This is a genomic window from Alcaligenes phenolicus, assembly GCF_032063905.1.
Classification (GTDB): Bacteria; Pseudomonadota; Gammaproteobacteria; order Burkholderiales; family Burkholderiaceae_B; genus Alcaligenes; species Alcaligenes phenolicus.
On record NZ_DAMBOE010000001.1, the window covers coordinates 205770 to 226756 of the forward strand.

Annotated in this window: 16 protein-coding genes; 10 read left to right on the forward strand and 6 right to left on the reverse strand. The window is 57.0% G+C overall.

The features are described from left to right. Window positions 1-114: 114 nt before the first annotated feature. The 6 genes from U2949_RS00920 to U2949_RS00945 all read right to left on the reverse strand — a co-directional run bounded on the left by U2949_RS00920 (window position 115) and on the right by U2949_RS00945 (window position 11485). Entirely contained in the window at window positions 115-2955 is a 2841-nt protein-coding gene (locus U2949_RS00920; protein WP_321285645.1) for a M16 family metallopeptidase, read from the reverse strand. A 172-nt stretch (window positions 2956-3127) separates the two neighbouring features. After that, complete coding sequence (locus tag U2949_RS00925; protein WP_321285647.1) at window positions 3128-3652, reverse strand: MarR family winged helix-turn-helix transcriptional regulator; 525 nt, start codon at window positions 3650-3652, stop codon at window positions 3128-3130. Window positions 3653-4799: 1147 nt separating this feature from the next. After that, window positions 4800-6779 carry a collagen-like triple helix repeat-containing protein gene (locus U2949_RS00930; protein ID WP_321285649.1) on the reverse strand — a complete coding sequence of 660 codons (1980 nt, stop codon included), beginning with the start codon at window positions 6777-6779 and terminating at the stop codon, window positions 4800-4802. Between the two features lie 233 nt (window positions 6780-7012). Next, entirely contained in the window at window positions 7013-7603 is a 591-nt protein-coding gene (locus U2949_RS00935) for a MarR family winged helix-turn-helix transcriptional regulator (RefSeq protein WP_026483238.1), read from the reverse strand. Further along, a complete protein-coding gene (locus U2949_RS00940) occupies window positions 7600-9474 on the reverse strand; it encodes a collagen-like triple helix repeat-containing protein (protein WP_321285651.1) in 1875 nt (624 codons plus the stop codon). Before U2949_RS00940 ends, U2949_RS00935 begins: the two co-directional genes overlap by 4 nt. A gap of 337 nt (window positions 9475-9811) precedes the next feature. Beyond that, a complete protein-coding gene (locus U2949_RS00945; protein WP_321285653.1) occupies window positions 9812-11485 on the reverse strand; it encodes a ShlB/FhaC/HecB family hemolysin secretion/activation protein in 1674 nt (557 codons plus the stop codon). 761 nt (window positions 11486-12246) lie between these two features. On the opposite strand from U2949_RS00945, the gene U2949_RS00950 reads away from it, so the two are divergent. The 10 genes from U2949_RS00950 (at window position 12247) to U2949_RS00995 (ending at window position 20982) form a co-directional block, all read left to right on the forward strand. Then, window positions 12247-12429: a Flp family type IVb pilin gene (locus U2949_RS00950; protein ID WP_162090642.1), complete on the forward strand. Its 183-nt coding sequence runs from the start codon at window positions 12247-12249 to the stop codon at window positions 12427-12429. Window positions 12430-12529: 100 nt separating this feature from the next. Beyond that, window positions 12530-13033 carry an A24 family peptidase gene (locus U2949_RS00955; protein WP_321285656.1) on the forward strand — a complete coding sequence of 168 codons (504 nt, stop codon included), beginning with the start codon at window positions 12530-12532 and terminating at the stop codon, window positions 13031-13033. After that, window positions 13015-13554, forward strand: coding sequence for a TadE family protein (locus U2949_RS00960; protein WP_321285661.1), 540 nt, complete (start codon window positions 13015-13017; stop codon window positions 13552-13554). Before U2949_RS00955 ends, U2949_RS00960 begins: the two co-directional genes overlap by 19 nt. Then, window positions 13551-14039 carry a TadE/TadG family type IV pilus assembly protein gene (locus U2949_RS00965; protein ID WP_321285662.1) on the forward strand — a complete coding sequence of 163 codons (489 nt, stop codon included), beginning with the start codon at window positions 13551-13553 and terminating at the stop codon, window positions 14037-14039. The genes U2949_RS00960 and U2949_RS00965 overlap by 4 nt, the downstream gene beginning before the upstream one ends. Next, on the forward strand, window positions 14039-14992 hold the full coding sequence (gene cpaB, locus U2949_RS00970; RefSeq protein ID WP_035272109.1) for a Flp pilus assembly protein CpaB: 954 nt from the start codon (window positions 14039-14041) through the stop codon (window positions 14990-14992). Before U2949_RS00965 ends, cpaB begins: the two co-directional genes overlap by 1 nt. An 84-nt stretch (window positions 14993-15076) precedes the next feature. Beyond that, entirely contained in the window at window positions 15077-16411 is a 1335-nt protein-coding gene (locus tag U2949_RS00975; RefSeq protein ID WP_009459514.1) for a type II and III secretion system protein family protein, read from the forward strand. A gap of 17 nt (window positions 16412-16428) precedes the next feature. Beyond that, window positions 16429-17706, forward strand: a complete 1278-nt coding sequence (locus U2949_RS00980; protein ID WP_266140638.1) for an AAA family ATPase — start codon at window positions 16429-16431, stop codon at window positions 17704-17706. Window positions 17707-17733: 27 nt separating this feature from the next. Continuing rightward, a complete protein-coding gene (locus U2949_RS00985; protein WP_051316243.1) occupies window positions 17734-19068 on the forward strand; it encodes a CpaF family protein in 1335 nt (444 codons plus the stop codon). After that, the gene (locus tag U2949_RS00990) at window positions 19069-19992 is read left to right on the forward strand and encodes a type II secretion system F family protein (protein ID WP_026483228.1); all 924 of its coding nucleotides are present in this window, start codon (window positions 19069-19071) and stop codon (window positions 19990-19992) included. It begins immediately after the preceding gene. Window positions 19993-20001: 9 nt separating this feature from the next. Beyond that, a complete protein-coding gene (locus U2949_RS00995; RefSeq protein WP_026483227.1) occupies window positions 20002-20982 on the forward strand; it encodes a type II secretion system F family protein in 981 nt (326 codons plus the stop codon). Window positions 20983-20987 lie beyond the last annotated feature (5 nt).

Sequence of the window (20987 nt, forward strand, 5' to 3'; positions counted from 1 at the left end):
TCCTGGCAGGGCTCCAGCAAGGAGTCGCCAAGTAGAAAGTAAAAAGCCCGGTACTTTTGTACCGGGCTTTTTTACGCCTGTTCAACGTTCAGGCAAGCGGGGTTGCTGGCTTGATCAAGGCTGGGCATCCAGTGGCTCTGGAGCCGGCGCTGTCACCGGAGCCTGTTCTGTGGTTTCAGGTGCTGGCGCGGCGGCACCTTGCTTTTGACGCTCATGGTCAGCGGCAATCGCCACGACCATTTCCTTGGGCTTCAGGTACTTGCGTAAAACCGCATTGACCTGCTCTGCATTGAGCTTTTGCAGATCCTGGTCCATTTTCTCGGACCATTCAAAGCTGCGGCCCAGATCCAGGTAATTCAACCACGCACTGCTGACCACGGTGTCCTGGCTGCGGGACAAGCGGCGGTAGTTCAGCAAGGCATTCACGCCTTCCTTGACTTCTTGCTCGCTAAAGCCGTCTTTCAGTGTTTGGGCCAGGACCTCGTCGATAGTCTTGCTCAACTTATCGCTATTGCTGGGAGCGTGAATGGCATAGACCGTCCACGAACCCTTGGGTTCATGGCTGGACGCATCCACCTGGCTGCGTACGTTGTAGGACAAGCCATCCTCCACTCGTACACGGTTCCACAGACGCGAAGTTTCAGACAGGCCCAGCAAGTAGTTGGCCAGATAGACAGCCGGGAAGTCCGCATCGCTGTCTTGCAGCTTCAGGCCCAGGTCCGCCAGATAGAAGGCATTTGCCTTGTCCGGCGTGTTGATGTCAAAGACCTTGGGAGCCACGGTCTGCAGTGGATCGTCCGGACGCTGGTAGGTCGGGGCTTTGCGCCAGCCTTTCAAACCATCGGCCAAAGCTTTGCGAACCTCGTCCTTGTCAAAGTCACCTACGGCGCTAAAGGCGACATCACCCGTACCGTAGAATTTTTGATGGAAATCCCGTACCTGTTTGATGTTAATCGCCTGGACTCGCTCTATGCCTTCTTCGAAGCTGGGCGTGTAGCGGATATCGTCTTTGGGCCATGGGTTGGTGTAGCGTTCAATCGCTTGGCTGGCCAAAGCAGCAGGCTCGGTGCTGGCCGATTTCAGATCGGTGACCACGGCTTGCTGATATTTCTTCAGCTCGTCCTCGGGGAAGTTTGCGTTGCGCAGCACGTCCAGCGCCAGAGCAATGGCTTTGGGCAGGTTCTCGCGGTTGGAGGACAGGCTCAGGTACAAGCGACCATTGGAGCCGCTGGTGCTGAACTGGGTTTGCATGGCGGTGAACTGATCTGAAATCTGTTCGCGGTTCAGTTTCTTGGTGCCGGTGCTTAGCAAGCTGGCGACGGCTGCAGCGGTAGCGGTCTGGTTCTTGAGTTGATCAGGCGAACCAAACTTGAAGGACAAGCGAGCCTCCACGCGTTCCGCGCGAGTTCCCTTGGGCAGCAGTGCCATTTTCACTTCGCCCAGATCCTTGCCCAAGGACAAGGGTTGCAGATCGGTGCGGGCCATGATGTTGGCAGGGCTAGGATCAAAGGCTTCTACCGTTTTGCCGCCATCCTTGCCGGTGTAGTCCTGTACCAGCTTGGCCACATCAACGGTGCTGGCTTCAGGAGCACGCAGCGGTTTTTCTGTGGGGATGTACAAGCCATTGCTGCGGTTGCTGGCGACTAACCAGGTTTCCAGTGCCTTTTGAATTTGAGGCAGCTTGGCAGCTTCTACCCGGTCGCGCTGCAGGAAGAACAAACGCCAGTCGCCGCTGGCCGCGGCTTCGGATAGCGCGCTGGCCAGGCTGGAGGGGTTGGCATAGGTTTGTGTCCAGCCCGTCATCCATTGGCTGCGGATGCGTTCCAGATCCGTATCTTTCAGCGGGGACTTGGACAGGCCTTCCAGCGTGTCATTCATGACCTTCAAGGCCTTTTGCTGATCCATGTCGGGTTTCAGCTCGGCGCCAAACAGGGCGTAGCCTGGGTCGTGGCTTTCGGAATCAAAGCTGAATACGCTGGTGGCCAGGTTCTTGTTGACCAGATTCTTGTATAACTGTCCGCTGGGGGTATCGCCCAAGGCGCTGATGCCCAGGCTCAAGTCCATGTATTCAGGGCTGGCAGCGCTGGGCAGGTGGTACAGCGACATGATCAAGGGTGCACCACCATGACGGCGCAAGGTGACCGTGCGGGTACCGTCTTGCACGGGTTCAACCGTGTATTCGGGGCGCAGCGTGCGAGTCGGTTTGGGGATGGAGCCAAAGGCCTTGGCAATGTGCTCCAGAGTCTGGTCGGTGTCGAATTGCCCGGTCACAAACAGCACAGCATTATCGGGCTGATAGTAGTCGTGGTAGAACTTGCGCAGCTGTTCAATATCCACGTTTTCGACGTCGGAGCGGGCGCCAATCGTGGTCTTGCCGTAGCTATGCCATTGGTACGCAGCGGCTGTCAGCTTTTGCATAAGAACACGGAAAGGGCTGTTTTCACCGCTTTCCATTTCATTGCGCACCACGGGCATTTCCGCTTCCAGATCCTGCTTGTCGATCAGAGCGTTGACCATCACGTCGGCTTGCCAGTCCAGATACCATTTCAGGGTCTCGGGATCAGCAGCGAAGCTGGCGAAGTAATTGGTCCGGTCGCTGGAGGTGGTGCCGTTGGCTTCCAGACCACGTTTGGAAAATTCTCCCAGCGCATTGCGCAGGGTGGGGGTGCCGCGAAACAGCATGTGCTCCAGAAGGTGAGCCATGCCGGTTTGCCCATAGTTCTCGTGTCGCGAGCCGACCAGGTAGGTCATGTTGACGGTGGTCGTAGGTTTGGAGTCGTCGGGGGCCAGAACAAGGCGCAGGCCATTGTCCAGAGTGTATTGAGTGACGCCTTCGACAGAGGGGCCTTGGGCCAGACCTGCGGGCAGGGCATAGGCAGCCAGTGAACTGGACAGCAGCGCAGCCCCTGCAAGATGGCGCAGGCGCAGGGCGGCAATCAGTACAGAGAGTTTCATGAACACATCCTTACGGTTTTAGCGATGAAAAAGCCAGCTAAGCCGACCAGTGTCTTTTGTAGCATGGGGCCGTTTGGCTGGGTAGGCAGCGCTCCCTGCAATTAGCGGGGCTTAACAAAAAAAGCCCACCAGGAACACTGGTGGGCAAAACAGCAAGAAAACAAGGCAGCTGCTAATTGGGTTTATGTTTCAGTCTCTCCAGCGCATCCTTGCGCAGGTGGCCAAGACTCTTGGAAAGAAAGTCGTAAAGCGCAGTTAACTGCTTGGGGTTGTAATGTGCCGTGGCATTCATGATGTGATGAGCGGGCAGATCCATATCGGCAATCAGGCGTTTGCAGCGCTCCTGGTTGGGATACAGGCTGGTCATGCGTCCGTCGCGCGGATGCGGCTTGCGCAGCAAATAGCGGGCGCTTTCCAGACGGGCGATCAGGGCTTGCGTACCACTGGGGCTCAGGTCCAGTAACTGGGCCAGTTTGCCGGGCGACAGGGGTTTGAGCTCCAGCACAAACTCCAGTGCCTTGTATTCATTCAGGCTCAAACCCGCTGCTTGTGCCAGCAGGTGTTTGTTGGCTTCCAGATAAACATCAAATTGGCGCAACATCATGCGCACAATGTCGTTTTGCATATGCCCTGACAAAACCTCGTCCCTTGCTTCTGGCTCGGTCCATTCAGTTGTCAGGGGCTGTTTATTGGGCATATGCACATATCCTTAGCGCGGGGGAGCGCCCAGCAAACCGTTAACCAGGCCTGTGACAGGTGCTAGCAGACCGTTATTGTGGGGTATTGATGCAGAGTCGACGTTGATGGGGGGGCTGGCCGCGACTTCAGCGGCTGGAAGAGCAGGTGCGGAGTTGAGCAGGGATCCGACCAGGCCGGTTACCGGTTGCAGTATGCCAGTGTTGCCAGAGTCTGCTGTGGGTACAGCACCAGTCAGCCCATTAATAAGCCCAGTCACTGGTAGTAGTAAGCCTGAGACCGGGGAGGGGGTGGACGGTAGTGATTGGTTCATCGGCTGGTTGTTGTTTCCCAAGCTTCCTGTTAAAGGGCGCAATAAGCCGTTATCTTGGAATAAAGAGCCCGTTACCGCTGCAATACCTTCACTTGCTGGCCCAAGTATGGCGCTTAATGGATGCCCCCCTTCGGGCCCTTGGTAAATCAGGGAGCCAACTCCGTCGACAGTGTCAGCCGTGCCTAGTAGCAGCCCCCCCATAGCTTGCCCCACGTGTAATGGCAATCCGCTTGTTTCCAATGGAGTGATCAAACTGTGAATCGCATTGTGGGCGGCTTCAATAAGGATCTCAGGGTCGGCAAAGTCATCCAGCGTTTGCCCCAAGTAGGAACCAGTCTGCTCAAGTCCAATTGGGACCAGATTATCCACCGCCTGTCCTACGTTTCCCAGGGTCACTTCCAGGGGGTATCGAGTCTCAGGGGCTGTTGCCTGCTCCACCAAGAACACGCTTGCAGGGGTAACAGGCAGGTATTGGCGTTCTGCCTGAGCTTGGGACGGTAGAGTGCACGCAGCTCCTAGCACACTACATAAGGAGATGGTGAGCCTCTTTGAGCTAAGGCGTTTTTGTATGGTCATGACGTACTCCATATATAGGACTACTTGTTTACAGGCTTAAATCATGATTGGATGCTCTTCTGGTGACAGGGCCGGGGCGGGATACGTCCCTTCCTGTCGTTTATTGAAGGCTGCCCAGCAAGTCATCGAGCATCTTGGTGACGGGGGCTAGTAAACCTGCCTTGCCATTGAGAGTTGTAATTGGAACGCCCTGCCTTAGGGTGAACTGAGAGAGCTCCTGGGGATAAGGGCTGGGGCGGTGTACGCCCCAGCCTGTTGCTTAGCGAGGACCGCCCAGCAAGCCACCGAGCAGGCCGGTCACCGGGGCCAGCAAGCCGCCGTTGTTGCTGCCTGCAGCGGCTCCACCACCAGCGCTTACGTTGCCAGAGGCACCCACCTCAACCGAGGCAGTAACACCGCCCAACAGTCCACCGACCAAGCCGGTGACAGGCGCCAGCAGGCCACCGTTAGCAGCATCGCCACCGCCCAGGCCGCCGGTCAGGCCACCGACCAGGTTGGTGACAGGAGCCAGCAAACCACCGTTAGCGGCGTCACCGCCACCCAGGCCGCCGGTCAGGCCACCGACCAGGTTGGTAACGGGGGCCAGCAAACCGCCATTGGCGCCTTCACCGCCGCCCAAACCACCAGTCAAACCACCAAGCAGGCCTGTGACGGGGGCCAGCAAGCCACCGTTGGCAGCATCACCACCGCCCAGGCCGCCGGTCAGGCCACCGACCAGATTGGTGACAGGGGCCAGCAAACCACCGTTGGCGCCTTCGCCACCGCCCAAGCCACCTGTCAAACCACCGAGCAGGCCTGTAACAGGCGCCAGCAAGCCACCGTTGGCCGCATCACCACCACCCAAACCACCCGTCAGGCCGCCGAGCAGGCCGGTGACTGGAGAGAGCAGGCCACCTTCGCCATTACCCGTCAGCCCGCCGGTCAGGGATGCGACGGCTTGGGTGGCGTGATTCAGGGTGTTGCCCAGCGGGTTGGTATTGCTATCAGTTTGGTGAACCAGTCCGCCGACCGAGGCAACTGCCTGACCCAGGTGTCCCACTACCCCGCCCAGACCCAGGGGGGCAGCGCCGTCCAGTTGGTTACCTACATTGCCCAAGGCACTGCCTACCCCGCCCAGCAGAGCATTGATGGGTTGGCCAACGCCCAGTCCATCCCCCACTTGTTGAGTGACATGCGTGACTACGGCACCTACGGGAGCTACTACGGTATCCAGGGTCTCACCTACATTGCCCAGGATAGGGTTCAGGCCAATCGGCAAGATGTTGTCGACTGTCTGGCCTACGTTGGCCAGCGAAGGTTCAAGAATGGGGGCGGCATCCGTGCCGTTCAGCAAACCGTCCAGCCCCAGTTGGCCAGTGATGGGGTACAACAAACTGCCTTCACCCAGCAGGGAGTCGGTCAGGGCGGCGACACCACCAGTTGCGTGACCCAGTACCGCGGTCAATGGGTTGGGGTTGTTGGCATCCGCATGCAGCAAGCCGCCTGCGCTGCCTACCGCATTGCCCAAACCATTCAAGAGACCACCTACGCCCTGACCCAGATTCAGGGGTAGACCGCTATTGCCCAACTGTTCGCCCAGATTGGCAACGACGCCACCTGTTTGACCCAGCAGGCTGCTCACGGGTTGGCCCAGGCCAGTAGCGCCACCAATTTGTTGAGTCAGGCCAGTTGCGGTGTCCACAACAGGAGCGACTACGGTATCCAGTGTCTTGCCCAGCTTGCCGCCGGTATCTTGCAATCCGACTGGCAGAACGTTGTCGACGGCTTCACCGACATTATTCAGCGTGGTTTCCAGTGGTCCTGGAGTGCGAGTGGGAGGATTGCCGCCGTTGTCGCCACCGCCGTTGTCGCCACCGCCGTTGTCGCCACCGCCGTTGTCGCCGCCGCCGTTATCGCCACCGCCGTTGTCGCCGCCGCCGTTGTCGCCGCCGCCGTTGTCGCCACCGCCGTTATCGCCACCGCCGTTGTCACCACCGCCGTTGTCGCCACCGCCGTTGTCACCACCGCCGTTATCGCCGCCGCCGTTGTCGCCACCGCCGTTGTCACCACCACCGTTGTCGCCGCCACCAGGGCCGCCAGTGCCCGGGCCTGGGTTGGTGGGGGTTTCTCCACCGCCACCGCTACCGCCGCCGCCACCGGTCAAACTGCCGCAGGCGGTCAAGACCAAAGTACTGGCCATCAACGTAGCCAGGAGTGTCAGGCGCAGGCCTGGTTTCTTGCTGTCTGTATTGTTATGCATTGCTTGCTCCAATAAATGATCGGGGTACTTGCTTGCTTCCTGAATCTAGTTAAAGCAATTCGCGTGCCAATTTATCGGTCCGTCTGCATGCCGCATGCAAGCTGCATTTGGTGAAAAGTAAGAGAAAAAAAGAGGGCTATTTGTTACGTGTTTTGGGCCTTGTGCGGAACGTGTTACGTAACAAAAAAAGAACCGCTGGCAAGCAGCGGTTCGGTAGAGGTAGAGCAGGGTGCTCAGGAGCTTCGTGGTACCAAGGCCTTGGCATCCAGCCAGGCTTTGGTGTTCTGCCTGAATGTGCTCATGCTATCGACCAGAAAGTCGTACATGGCGATCAACTGGGCGGGGTTTTGATTGGCCGCTGTGTTGATGGCCTGATTGATCGCACGCTCCTTCACGGCCAGGACTTCTCGACACTTGTCCATCACCGGGTGCAGGGCGATCACGCGCTTGTCCAGAGGGTGACGGCCGCGGGTGATATAGCCCCGATGTTCCAGACGGTTGATCAGTGCGCTGACACCGCTGGCACTCAAGTCCATCAAGTGAGCCAGCTGGCCAGTTGGCAGTGCATCGAACTCCATGATGTATTCCAGGGCCTTGAAGTCATTCAAGGGGATGTTGGCTTCTTCGGCCAAGCTGGCTTTCAGGGCTTCCGCGTAAATGGTGAACTGACGACCCAGCATCTTGCCCAAATCCATCAACATCTTCTCTGACAACATGCTGTGCTCATCGTTGTGCGAGGACCAGTTTGACCGGGCCCCGGCGTTTTGCGCGCCAGGGTGAAAGTTCACTGGCAAATTGACCGGGTTCATGACTTTATTCATCATTTCCGGCCACCTCCCAGCAGACCGCCGACCAGGCCAGTGACGGGGGCCAGCAGGCCGCCATTTGCTTGTCCACTACCGGCTTCGCCAGCATTTGCCTGTACGTTGACGCCACCTGTTAACCCGCCGACCAAGCCACCGACCAAGCCGGTGACGGGTGCCAACAAGCCGCCGCTTGCCTGGCCTTCTGCTGCTGCACCACCACCAATTGCAACACTGCCTGTGATGCCGCCTAAAAGACCCGTGACAGGAGCCAGCAAACCACCGCTGGAGGCGTCGCCGCCGGTCAGGCCGCCCGTCAAACCACCGACCAGATTGGTGACGGGGGCGAGCAAGCCGCCGTTCGCACCTTCGCCGCCGCCCAGGCCGCCCGTTAATCCACCGACCAGATTGGTGACCGGGGCCAACAAGCCGCCGTTCGCACCTTCGCCGCCGCCCAGGCCGCCCGTCAAACCGCCGACCAGATTGGTGACTGGTGCCAGCAGGCCGCCGTTCGCACCTTCGCCGCCACCCAGGCCGCCTGTCAAACCGCCGACCAGATTGGTGACTGGGGCCAGCAGGCCACCGTTAGCAGCATCGCCACCGCCCAAACCACCAGTCAAACCGCCCAGCAAACCAGTGACAGGAGCCAGCAGGCCACCGTTTGCCGTATCACCACCACCCAGGCCACCTAACAGGCCGGTCACGGGTGCCAGCAATCCACCACCTTCACCGCCTGTAATACCGCCCAGCCCACCCGTCAGGGAAGCGACGGCTTGAGTGGCGTGATTCAAGGTATTACCTAGAGGATTGGTGTTCGCATCGGTCTTGTGCAGCAGGCCACCTGCCGAGGCGACTGCCTGGCCCAGATGTTCCACCACACCGCCCAGTCCCAGCGGTGCCGCGTTGTCCAGTTGGCTGCCAACATTGCCCAAAGCGCTACCGACCCCACCCAACAAGGCGTTGATAGGTTGTCCTACCCCCAGACCATCACCTACCTGTTGAGTCACGTTGGTGACGGTGGCAGCAATAGGTGCCACCGTGTTATCCAGGGCACCCCCCACATCACCCAGGATCGGGTTCAGGCCCAATGGCAGAATATTGTCCACGGTTTGACCGACATTGCCCAGCGCAGGTTTCAGGATGGGCTCACCGCCATCCGCCAGCAAGATACCGCCCAGCCCCAACTGCGAGGTCAATGGATGCAGCAGGCTGCCTTCACCCAGCAAGGAACCGGTCAGCACTTCTACGCCTTTGGTGGCGTGGTGCAGGGTATTGCCCAATGGGTTGGGGTTCTTGGGATCGTTGACCAGCAGGCCGCCGACAGAACCCACGGCTTGACCCAGATGGGACAGCAGGCCGCCAGCACCTTCACCCAGATTCAGGGGCAGGCCTGTCTTGCCCAGTTGATCGCCCAGATTGGTCACGACACCACCGACTTGATTTGTCAGGCCGTTGACGGGTTGGCCCAGTCCAGTGACGCCACCGACGGTGCGTGTGGCATCCGTCACGATATTGGTAACGGGTTTGAGCGCGCCATCCAGCGTTTTGCCCAGTTGATTGCCTGTTTTGCTCAGGTTCAACGGCACTACGTTGTCCACAGCCTGGCCCAGATTGCCCAGTGCATTTTGGGTCAGGCTGGTGTCCTTGCCACCGCCGTTGTTCCCACCGTTATTACCGCCGCCATTGTCGCCACCGCCGGTACCGCCGTCGCCGGGCTTGGGCAGGTTAGGGTCAACCACGGGTGGCCGAACCGACACATCCAGGCCGTCGCGTACACCGCCGCGCGAGGAGCAGCCGGCCAGAACGGCGGCGCTGATAACCAATGTGGCGACAACGGCACGTTGCAAGTTGCGTTGTACCGAGTCGTTTCTTGCTGAATTCTTTGCTTTCATGTCTGACTCCGATTTGAAGTGTAAGCACGCCCTTCAGGGGCTGTTGATAGACATTAAGCAAGTAGCGTGCCAAGTTCTTTTTATGTTGTTGTTTTTTGTTTTTATTGTTTTTAATCAGTGTGTTGTGATTTTTTTGGGTTTTTGTGGATCAGGATTTCATCAAAAAACAGGGTAGGTGTGAGCGTGTTTGGGGCTGTTTTTGTGTGGTGTTCCGTTCCTGTTACGTAACGTTTTTCGTAACACCTGAGGCCGGAATATGCCGAAATGGAAGACAAAAAAGGCCATCTTGCGATGGCCTTGGAGAAAATTGGCAGTAAAGACGCTGGTAGGATGCCTGCTAAAAACCGTCGTAGAAGAACAGAAAGTTGGTGTTCAAGCGTACTTTGCGTTTGTCGGAGTTAACCGGCAAATCGCCCAGCGGTTTGGCGACGTTGATATCAAACAGATAGTGTTTGTTATTGGACAGCCGTACACCAATGGCAGCGGAACGCAGGCTTCGATTGTTATAGCTGTTCAGTCGCTCCAGGTTGTACCAGGCGCGTGCCCAGTCATAGGCAATATAGGGCTGAATGTTGTTGAGCCAGGTGGAGGAGTTCGTAAAGCGTCGATTGATTTCCAGCGTGGCGCCTATGCCTTTGTCGCCAGCCAGCTCGCCTTGCGGATAGCCATAGCCATGTCGCCATGCGCCAAAAGAAACCTGTTCGGAGTTTGGCAACACGTTCGAACTGTACTGGCCGCTGGCCGAAAAGCTCATGCCGAATTGTCCCGGCAAGGCCAGATTCTGTTTGAAAGAGGCGGTCCAGCGGGTGAAGTCCAGGTCCAGATCGGACTCGGCGTCACGTTGCAAGTAGGTGTTCAGAGACTTGCGGGCACCCATGGCATCCAGACCCTTGTACACCCCCAGATTGACCTCGCGAGATTGACGCTGCGAGGCATCGGTATAACGCAACTCAGCCTTCAGGGCGCGTACGTCGGTGGTGTTCTCGATCCAGACATTGTCCAGCGTCTTGTGGGTGTAGTCGTCCAGGGAGCGACTGGCATAAAAACCTGCCGTGCCTTTCAGACTGCGTTGGTTGTTCAAAATAAAGGGATAGCTGATCGCCGCCCCGATACGTTCGTTGATGACCTTGCGGTTCCAGCCCTGGCTTTCCAGAACTTCATCACGCGGCTTGGAACGGTAATGATAGCCATCAATTTCCAGATTCAAGCCATTACCGGTCAGGGGAATGGTCAGGTTGCCGCTGACGTACTTCACGTCCTCGGAACTGGTGGGGATGGCGGCAGTCAGCTTCAGCTCTTCGCCCAAAGGCGTCAGGCTATTGGCGCTTAACTGCACCAGAGCCTGTTTGCTGGAGCCCATTTCCGCCACGCTGGCATTTGCTCTGAAAGATTTGTGCTGGGCATTGATGACCAGCTCGGAGGCGCCATCAGTACGTACGGGCATGTCCAGCTTGGGATCTATTTTCAGGCCCGGAATGGTGCGCAGCAGATTCATGGTGCGCTCCAGCGTGCGTTGGGTAAGCGGCTTTTCATCCACCATGGCTTTGGCGATACGCTCGATGCGAGCCTGGCTGCGACCTGGATCGCCTTCAATACGAACACTGCCTACATGGCCTTCCACCACCGTGACCTTGATGTGGCCTTGCGCAAAGTCCTGTTGCTGCAAGATGGCAAAAGACAGGGGGTAGCCCTGCTGCTGATACAGGGCGGTGATCTTGTTCACCTCGTTGATCAGCTGGGCAATGCTAAGCGTTTTACCAGCCAGCGGTTCCAGAATGGCGGTGATCTGTTCAAAAGGAATGCTGCGACTGCCGCTGACATCAAAGCTGCGCACCACCACTTGCAGTTGTAGTTGCTGCTGCAATTGAGTCTGGGCGGCAGCGGGCGGAATGTTTAGGGAAGGCGCGCGCGTGCTGGGGGCCGGTGCATTGATGGGCGGCAAAGAGTCGACCGGATTCCCCCGCAAGGGGGCGTTCGCCCAACTTTCTGAACCAGTAGTGGCCAGCCCCATAAATAATCCCAAGCTCACAATCAGGCTGGGATTTTTTTTTCTAAGGAAGGCCAGTGACAAGTGATGCTTGGGATTCATATTCATTAATCATTATTCGCTGTAAATCGGGCGCTTTTTTCTACTGTGCCGTAGTTTAACTTCGCTGTCACTTTTTGCTGTTTGAAAGCAGGGTATTTCCTCTTGGTGCTTTAAAACACTTTAATTATTACATTTTGAAACGTAAAAAAAATAGCCCTGATTTAGCTCGTTAGCAAACAGTCTTGTATGTCTGTATTCATGCTTACTTGGGGCTGCACGGGTTTTCCCTTGCTAACAGCAATAAATTGAAAAAAAGCTACCTTCTTTCAAGTAATTAAAGCTGGCTTGCAGCTGCCCTGTAACAGTAACCGATCAGTTTTTCTGTTGCATTCTGAAATGATAAAAACAGTAACATTAACAAAATTCGACACAATACAGGTAAGTAAAGGTTTCAAATTAGCTGTTTTTTGGCCTTTTTCTATGGGAAATTGGCTGTTGTAAATACACAATCATGCGTTTTTCGTATCTTTGGGCTAGAATTCGTTTGTGTATTTGATGCTTGTTACACGTAAACCCTAGTAAAAACAGATACATACATGGGTTTAAGATGATTTCATCTGAAAAATACAAAATTTGATAACAGTTAGCAGTGGAAGTTGCCAAAGTTGGCAAAGTGTAGTGCCCCAAGGGGCCTTGAATCCTCGCTGTTGAGGGTAATTTTTTCTTTTTGAATGGGGACAGTCATGAAGACTCAACTTCAGCAATTCTGGAACGATGAAGACGGTGCAACGGCTATTGAGTACGGCCTGATCGCAGGGCTGATCGCTGTGGCGATCATCGGTGTCTTGACCGCGCTGGGTACGAATTTGGATGCTCTTTTTACAACGATATCTGAGAAGATCAGTGGTGCAAAGTCCGTCACGTAATAGTTTTTACGGACTCTTGTTTTGATTAAGTAAGACATTTTGATGGTGCATCAGCCACTTCAGGTCTGGCTGTATCTTTTAGCTTGAATGGCTGATGCTTATGCCCGTTTTAATTAAGCTTTCCTTTATTTTTATTCTGCTTTTCTTTTCCGCTCAGATTATCTACAGCGATCTGAAGCTCCGGAAAATCCCTAATGCCTTATTAGTTTTTTATGGTTTGGCGGTTCTGTTGCACAAGGTTTTTGTCAGTGTGTCCTATGGCCTTCCCTGGGGATGGGTGGCGGGCTGGGGGGACTCCCTGATCGGTTTTGCCGCCGCCTTGATCGTGTTTTATCCAATCTGGTTATTGCGTTTGATGGGTGCGGCCGATGTGAAGCTGATGGCTGTGCTGGGCCTGGCCCTGGGGTGGAAGGAAGCAAGCATGGTGGTGTTGTTTGGCACGGTACTGGCAGGTTTGCATGCCTTGGTGCTGGTGCTGATTCCATCCTTGGAACGTAAGTACGGATTTGCTTTGCCGGGAACCCGCGTCAAGGCGCGTAGTGTGCCTTTAGGGGCCTGGTTATCCCTTGCAACAATGGGGTGGGTATGGATTCAAAATCAATAAAGCCCCCACGAGAGGGCCAATTAGCAAAACGGCGTGGCGTAGATAAAAAATACCAATACGGAGCCTACGCACTGGAATTTGCATTGGTTTTTCCATTGTTGTTTCTCTTCATGTATGGCTTGCTGACGTTCGGTCTGATCATGACCGCGCAGCAGTCTCTTAATTTTGCGGCCGAATCCGGTGCCCGCGCTGCCTTGCTGGAGCCAGGCGCAGGGCCGGGTGGCCCCATGCTCAGTCCGGATCGCCTGCAGGCACGGGTAAATCGAGCCAAGGAAGTGGCCGCCGATCAGGTTCAGTGGCTAAGCACTTGGGTAGGCAGTGAGCATGTGCGCATCACCACAGATTTGCTCAGTGATGAGCTGCGTGTGGGGATTGTGTACGACTACCTGCAAGCCCCCCTGATTCCTCGTTTTGCTCCCGATACCTTGTTTGCGCTGGTCGTGCCCGAACAGTTAAAGGGCAATGCGCAGATCAATCTGCTGGTTGCCGGTGAAGTGGGCACAGCGGGGGACACGCCATGACACGTGTCGCCTGTTTCCTTTCTGCTGCACAACGCCAGCAAGGCGTTGCTGCCATCGAGTTTGCCTTGATGGTGGGGATACTGTTGTTGATCTTCAGCGGCATCATCACCTTCAGTTCCTTGTTTCTGGCCAAGCAAAAAATGGACCATCTGGTTGGCGATCTTTCTCGCCAAGCGACGATGCAGGTCAAGAACGCCGATGAGATCGCGCCTTTTATAAATCAGGAACTGGCCAGGAATTATGGCAGGGGCCAAGCCAAGAGCGACGCGTTCTTGCATTGGTTTGGCGACCTGAGTGCGGATGTTCAATCCCAGGCGTGTGCCTCGGAGCCTCAGTATGACTGCGCCCAGCTTTCCCTGAAGCTGGAGCTTGAACCCGGAATTCTTTCTCAAACCCTGGATCTGTTCAGGCCTGAAGAAGGTCAGGCAGATCAATTGCGCAGCTTAAGCGCCAAGACACTACTCGTACTCAGGAGACCACATTAATGAGCGGCATTATGAAGGGGGCGGCAGTCCTTTTATTGCTGATCGCAGCCGTATTGGTTGCGTTTGCCTTGTACCTGGGCATGAAGCCCAAACCCGAGGTGGTCCAGCCTGTGCTCAGCACGCAAAGCGTAGAGCCAGCAGCCAACTTGCAGGCGGTGGTCGTGCTCAAACGGGATGTGAAAGCGGGGGAAACCTTGCAGGCTGATGCTCTGGAATTGGCGCAGTGGCCTGCGGCTCCTGCCCAGTCTTTCAACACGCTGGAAGCCTTGAGCGGGAAAACCCTGCGTTTTGACCTGGGCCAAGGGCAGCCGGTGTTGAGCAGTTTCATCGCCAAAAGTCTGGCCAGCTATCTGGAAGAGGGTGAGCGCGCCGTCAGCATTCCCATTGATGTGATTACTGGCGCCAGCCACAGGGTAGAACCGGGCGATCTGGTCGATATCTTCATTACCTTTAACAGCGGCAACGAAGTCAATGACACCCAGGCCCGCCTGTTGATGTCGCGTGTGCGCGTGCTGGCCTATGGCGGCGCTTCGCTGTCCGGGCCAGATCCGGCAGAGGCCAATGCGACGAATCGTGCCGAGACCCAGGCGCGCCACGCCATGTTGGCTGTCCCCCTGGAGTCGGTGAATGAACTCCTGTTGGCCAGCCGCAGTGGCAGCCTGCAACTGGTCCTGCGTGCTCCCAAGGACGAGAGCCTGCCGGACGCCTCCTTGTTCCCTGAATTTGCGGGTCTGATTCCCGCGCGTGCTGGTCTGGATGCCGATCAGCGCGATGCCTTGAAACTGCCGGATAACCGCGCCATGGCCGGTTTGGGCTTGCGTGAATTTGCAATCAGCCAGACCGAAAAAGAACAGGTGCAGGCACGAGCCCTGGCCAGCGGAGAACCTCATGCTGCGCCGCCGCGCCGCACGGAAGTTATCCGCGGGGGCCGTTTAGAGGTCATTCAGTATTAAGCAATACAGAGCTTGTTGTGGGGACGGGTCAGCCTGCCTGTGAGGGCTGACGAGACGCGACGCAAGGCAGCATGGATTAAACACATGAGACAGAAAATCAAAAAAGCAGGTCTGGGTTTGGGGTGCTGGTACGCGCTCTGCTTGTCGGGTTTGGCACCGGTGCCGGTGATGGCGCAAACGGCCCAAACCAGCGCCAGTCAGAAGGTGATACGTCTGGTGGCCAACGATCAGGATATTTTGCGTTTGTCGCAGGTTCCGCAGCGTGTGGCGATCAGCGATGAAAGCGTGGCGGATGTGCAAATTCTGTCTGCATCGGCCGGGCAGCGCGGCGAGGTGCTCCTGATTGGCAAACGCGCGGGTACGGCTGATTTGCGTGTCTGGATGCCTGGTCGCACGAATCCGGATCGCTGGACGATCGAGGTGACCAGTCAAGTGCAACAGCAACTGGCACAGGCGGGTCGCCCCATGTCGGCGCAGGTGTCCAGCGCCGGGCAGCAGTCCTTGATTACGGGTAGCAGCCCCTCTTTGCTGGATCACCAGGATGCCATGGCTGCCGCACGCTCCGGCGCTGGTCCGGATGCGCCGGTGCTGGACCTGTCCGAGGTCAGCACCAGTGGCATGGTGCAGGTGGAAGTCAAAGTGGTGGAAGTTTCCCGCGAAGTCATGAAAGACATTGGCCTGAGTGCCAATGCCATTGGTGGCAAGCCCTGGTCGGGCGGGGTGAACTTGTTGCCCAAGGCTTTAACGGGTGGATTGAGCCTGGGATACAACTCGAGCAACTTCAGTGCAACCTTGAATCTGCTGGAGCAAAATGGCCTGGCCCGTGTGCTGGCTGAGCCGACTTTGGTGGCCATGTCAGGTCATAGCGCCAGCTTTTTGTCCGGTGGCGAAATTCCTATCCCCAGTTCGGGCGGTTTGGGAACAACGACGGTGGAATACAAACCTTTCGGGATCGGTCTGACGGTAACGCCAACGGTGCTGTCTCCCGAACGTATTGCCCTGAAGGTTGCCCCTGAAGCCAGTGATCTGGATTACTCGAATGTGGTGCAAATGCCCGGTGGCGGTGTGATGCCTTCTTTGCGTACCCGTCGAGCCGATACGACTATTGAGCTGGGGGATGGCCAAAGCTACATCATCAGTGGTCTGGTGTCTCGCCAAACCGCCGCTGCCGTCAAAAAGATTCCCTTTCTGGGGGATTTGCCGATTCTGGGTAGTTTTTTCCGCAACGTGCAGTACAGCCAGAAAGAGCTGGAACTGGTCATTGTCGTCACTCCCCGTCTGATCAAACCTATCCAGAAAGGCGCCACGATTGCCTTGCCGGGTGGTCGTCAGGAAAAACTGGATGACGCACCCAATGCCTGGGGCTACTTCTTGCTGGGCCGCCATGGCTACGAGCAGATGCCAGGGTTTTCGCGCTAAGCGCGTGGAGTGGTGACGTGCAACGATATCGGGAATACCTCTTGTGTACAGAGCACCCCGAGCTGGCTGTGATGATCAACACGGCAGCTGCCGGGCTCCTGACGGTAAGGGCGATTGAGCCCACGACCGAGAGTTTGCGCCGGGAGCTGGCCAAGCAAGCGGAACCTTTGGTGTTTTTTGACTTTGTTCATGGACAGCATGGGGAAGAGAACGGACAGGTAGTAAGTTTGGTACGCAGTCTGGCGCGGCTCGATGCCAGTGTGCAGCGTGTGGCGGTAGGGCGGGCATCCGTGCCCCAAGGCCCCGTCAATGCCTTGCGGGCGGGTGCCAACGAGTTCCTGAACCTGGACACGAACGAAGATCTGCATCATCAGTTGCAGGTATTGATTGAAAAGCTGGGACAGACCCAGCACAGCCCTTTGCTGGACAAGCCTTTTCGCAGTGTGCTGTTGATGGGGGCACGTATTGGTGTCGGTTGCAGTACCGCTGCCAGCAGTCTGGCCTGGCTCTTGCAACAAGAGATGAACCGCATGGGCAAGGAAGTACGAGGTTTGACGTCGGCCAAGCCCTTGCCGGTTGAACTGGTGCCGCTGTCCGAGCGAGTCGGTTTGCTGGATCTGGGAGCACCTACCGGGGACTGTGCCTTGTACATGGGCCTGGGTTCGGAATTTGACTTCATTCAGGCGGCATCACAGCGTCATCGAATGGACGACACCATGTTGCATTCGGCACTGGCACAACATAGCAGCGGCTTGAACCTGCTGTCTTTGCCCGCCGATGTGAATACCTTGAATCAAATCAGTCTGGAAGATTCGTTGGGTTTGTGCAGTTATTTGCGTGAACGCATGGGCTGCCTGGTGATTGATGCCGGCGGTTTTCCCAATCCGCGTTTTCTGGTGGAACTGGAATCGCTGGTGGACGAGGTGCTGGTGGTCACAGACCAAAGCATGGGGGCGCTGGTGTCCCTGGCCGAGTTCATGGCCTTGCGTGCGCAGTTCGATGCGCTGGCCCATGTGCGTCTGGTGGTGAATCAGTTTGATCCGGCTTACGGTTTTTCTGGGCAGGCCATTGCCGAGCGCTTTGATCTGGAGCTGGCCGCCGTGCTGCCGGATCGGCGTCTTGGACATATGCGCAGCGCCGGTCTGGGCAAGATTCTGGTGCAAGTAGATGAGAAGGACCCCTATACCCGTGCCTTGCAAAGTTTGGCATCGGGTTTGACGGGGCGCAGGCAGGGGCTGTCACAAAACAAGGTCAGTACGGTTTTGGGACGGTTGAAATTCAGGTTCGGGGGCTGAACAGGCCCAAGCATGGAAAAGTAAGGCATGAACAATACTTCATTGCTCGGTGGGCGTCCCGACCTGATTCAGGTCCGGGAACAGGCCCATGAACATTTGCTGGCTCGCATCGAAGAGTTGGGAGCCGAGTTTGGTCGCTGGACACGGCAGGCCATACAGGATTTTGTTGGCATCGAATTGGCCAGCTTTGTTCGTTTGAAACGGGTGCCCGTCAACGAACAGGAAGTGCGCGAGATCGTGCAGGCGTTGACCCGTGAACTGGCGGGTCTGGGGCCTTTGGAGGATCTGCTGGAAGATCCGGCGGTTGAAGACATTCTGATCAACGGCTACGACAAGCTGTTTGTGTCGCGCGGTGGCGTGTTGGGCCAGGAGCCCAGTGGGTTTACGGATGATCAGCACGTGCTGCGTATCGTGCGCCGTATTCTGGCTCCGTTGGGACGCAGACTGGACGAGTCGGTTCCGATGGTGGATGCCCGCTTGCCCGATGGTGGCCGCCTGAACGTGGTCATTCACCCCCTGGCGGTGGATGGCCCCATGGTCTCTATCCGTAAGTTCCGCAAGGACCCGCTAAAGCCTGAAGATCTGATGCGTTTGGGCGCGTTTGACGAGCCGGTGGACCGGCTGCTGCAAGCTGCAGTGAAATCGCGTTGCAATATTCTGATCTCTGGCGGGACCAGCTCCGGCAAGACGTCCTTACTCAACGCCCTGGCTTTTTACATCCCTAAAACCGAGCGTGTCGTAACGGTGGAAGATACCGCTGAACTGGCCTTGAATCACCCGCATGTAGTGCGCCTGGAAGCACGTCAGGCCGGGTATGACGGCAGCGGCGAAATCTCGATTCGCGAACTCTTGCGCAACAGCTTGCGTATGCGTCCGGACCGGGTGGTCGTGGGGGAAGTGCGGGGTGCCGAGGTCATCGACATGCTGCAAGCCATGAATACTGGTCACGAAGGCTCCATGGCCACGATCCACGCCAACTCGCCGCGCGAATGTGTGTATCGCGTAGAAATGCTGGCCGGTTTCGCAGGCTTTCAGGGCAGCGAGGACAGCTTGCGCAGACAGATCGCCAGCGCGCTGGACTTCATTATTCAGATTGGCCGCCTGCCCAATGGCAAGCGCCGGGTACTGTCCATTACTGAAATTACCGGCATGGGCGATGGCGTGATTGCCATGCAAGAGCTGTATCGCCACGAATCCTATGTGCTGGATGATGGCACCGAGCAGGATCGCTGGGTCAGCCTGGGCATTCATCCTCATACCCGCAAGCTGATGCAGTACCGCGATCAACTGGCTAATGAGCAGGTTCAGGCTCAGGACAACACGCCTAAAGAAGGCGGTGGTTTCTGGGATTGGAGACGCTAAATGATGGCTTTGTATATCGCTTTGGCGGCTGTGATTCTGATGCTGGGCGCGGTACTGCTCTGGGCCAAGGGTGCCCAGCGTCAGCAGGCCCAGCGTTCGGCACAGGTGCTCGAGCAGCAGCTGGCTTTGCGCCCGGCGGTACAGAGTAGCGTACGAGCCCAGCCCAGTGCGCAGGATGCCTGGTTGGGAGCACCGAAGGGCTGGCGGGAGTTCATGCTGCGCACCGGCATTCAGCCTTCACGCCGTTTTTATCTGATTCTTTTGCTGGGCACGCTGGTGCCGCCTGCCTTGTTGCTGGCTTTTGTCGGGCCGGTTGCAGGTGGGGCCATGCTGCTTGCCACCGTACTGGGCGCCTATACCTTTCTGTGGTTTCGCAGTGATAAGCGTCACCGCAAAATCGTCTCTCAAATTCCGGACTTTCTGGATCTGATGGTGCGCTTGATCACCATTGGCAACAGCATGGGAGCGGCCTTTTTGAATGCGGCTGACAACACGCCGCAACCCCTGGGCCAGGTATTGCAGGATGCAAATTCCCTGCACCGTTCCGGGCAGGATCTGGATGTGGCCTTGCGAGCAGTTTCGCGTCAGCACGGCTTGCACGAGCTCTTTCTGGTTGCCGCTGTAATCAGTGTGGCGATGCGCTTTGGCGGTCGCAGTGATCAGACCATGGAACGTATGGCCGGCTTCATGCGAGACCGGGAAAACGCCCGCAGCGAGTTGGTGGCCTTGTCTGCCGAGGTGCGCCTGTCCGCCTGGATTCTGGCGTTATTGCCGATCCTGATCGGTGTCTACATTCTGATTTTCAATAACGAGCTGTTCCTGACCATGTGGAACGACCCGGTGGGGTTTCGCATGCTGCTGTTCGCAGCAGTCTTGCAGTGTGTGGGTTGTTATTGGCTGTATTGGATGGCACGCAATGTCTAGGAGCAAGACATGATGGCCTTGGAAGCACAAACCGTTCTGGTCTGGGGAGCTGTGGCTTGCGCTCTGGCTGGCCTGATTCTGTTTGCCTTGTGGTTTCACAACCATTGGCAGCAGCGTCAGCAAGCCATGCGTTTGAGCCAGGCGGTGGATGAACGCCTGAAAGGCGCGCCGCACATGACGCAGGCGCCCAGCCAGTCTCGCCAGACGGTGGAACAGATCAAGATGCAGGCGGGCAGCCTGGGCGAGCGCTGGCTGAAAGGGCGCTTCGGGTCCAGTCTGCTTAGCGAGGAAGATCGCGTACTCATCATGAATGCAGGCTTCAAGCACATTGATGTGGCGCGGCAGTATTTCGTCCTGAGTCGAGTCGGCCTGAGCATTGTTCTGATTGTCCTGTTCAGCTTGCTGCCCATGACTCGCAGGCTGAATGAGTACGTGCCATTTGTGTCTGTGTTCATTGGCTTTGCCCTGGGCTGGATGCTGCCCAAATGGTGGCTGGCGCGTCGTGTTTCGCAACGTCGTATGCGTATTGCTGCCGAGCTGCCCCTGTTTGTGGATTTGCTGCGTTTGCTGCAAGGCGTGGGCCTGTCCATGGACCAGACCTTGCACACTATCGAACGCGAGTTCCATGACGTGATTCCCGTCATGGGCTCAGAGCTGACCATTGCGGTCGAGCAATATGCCCGTGGTCGTACTCGTGAGCAGTCGTTGGAGCGGATTGCCAGCGGCTTTACCAACGAGGATCTGGCCGTGATCTGTCGCCTGATTGTGCAGGTGGACCAGCACGGTGGTGCGATGCAGGAACCCTTGCACCGCTTCGGTGTGCGCTTGCGCGAGCAGCGTCGCCTGGAGCTGAAAGCCAAGGTGGGCAAATTGACCGTAAAGATGACGGGCGTCATGGTGCTGACTTTGCTGCCTGCCTTGTTGATTATTACTGCGGGGTCAGGTTTTCTGGCCTTGTTCCGTGGCTTGAGCCAAGTGGCCGGAGGGTGACTTTG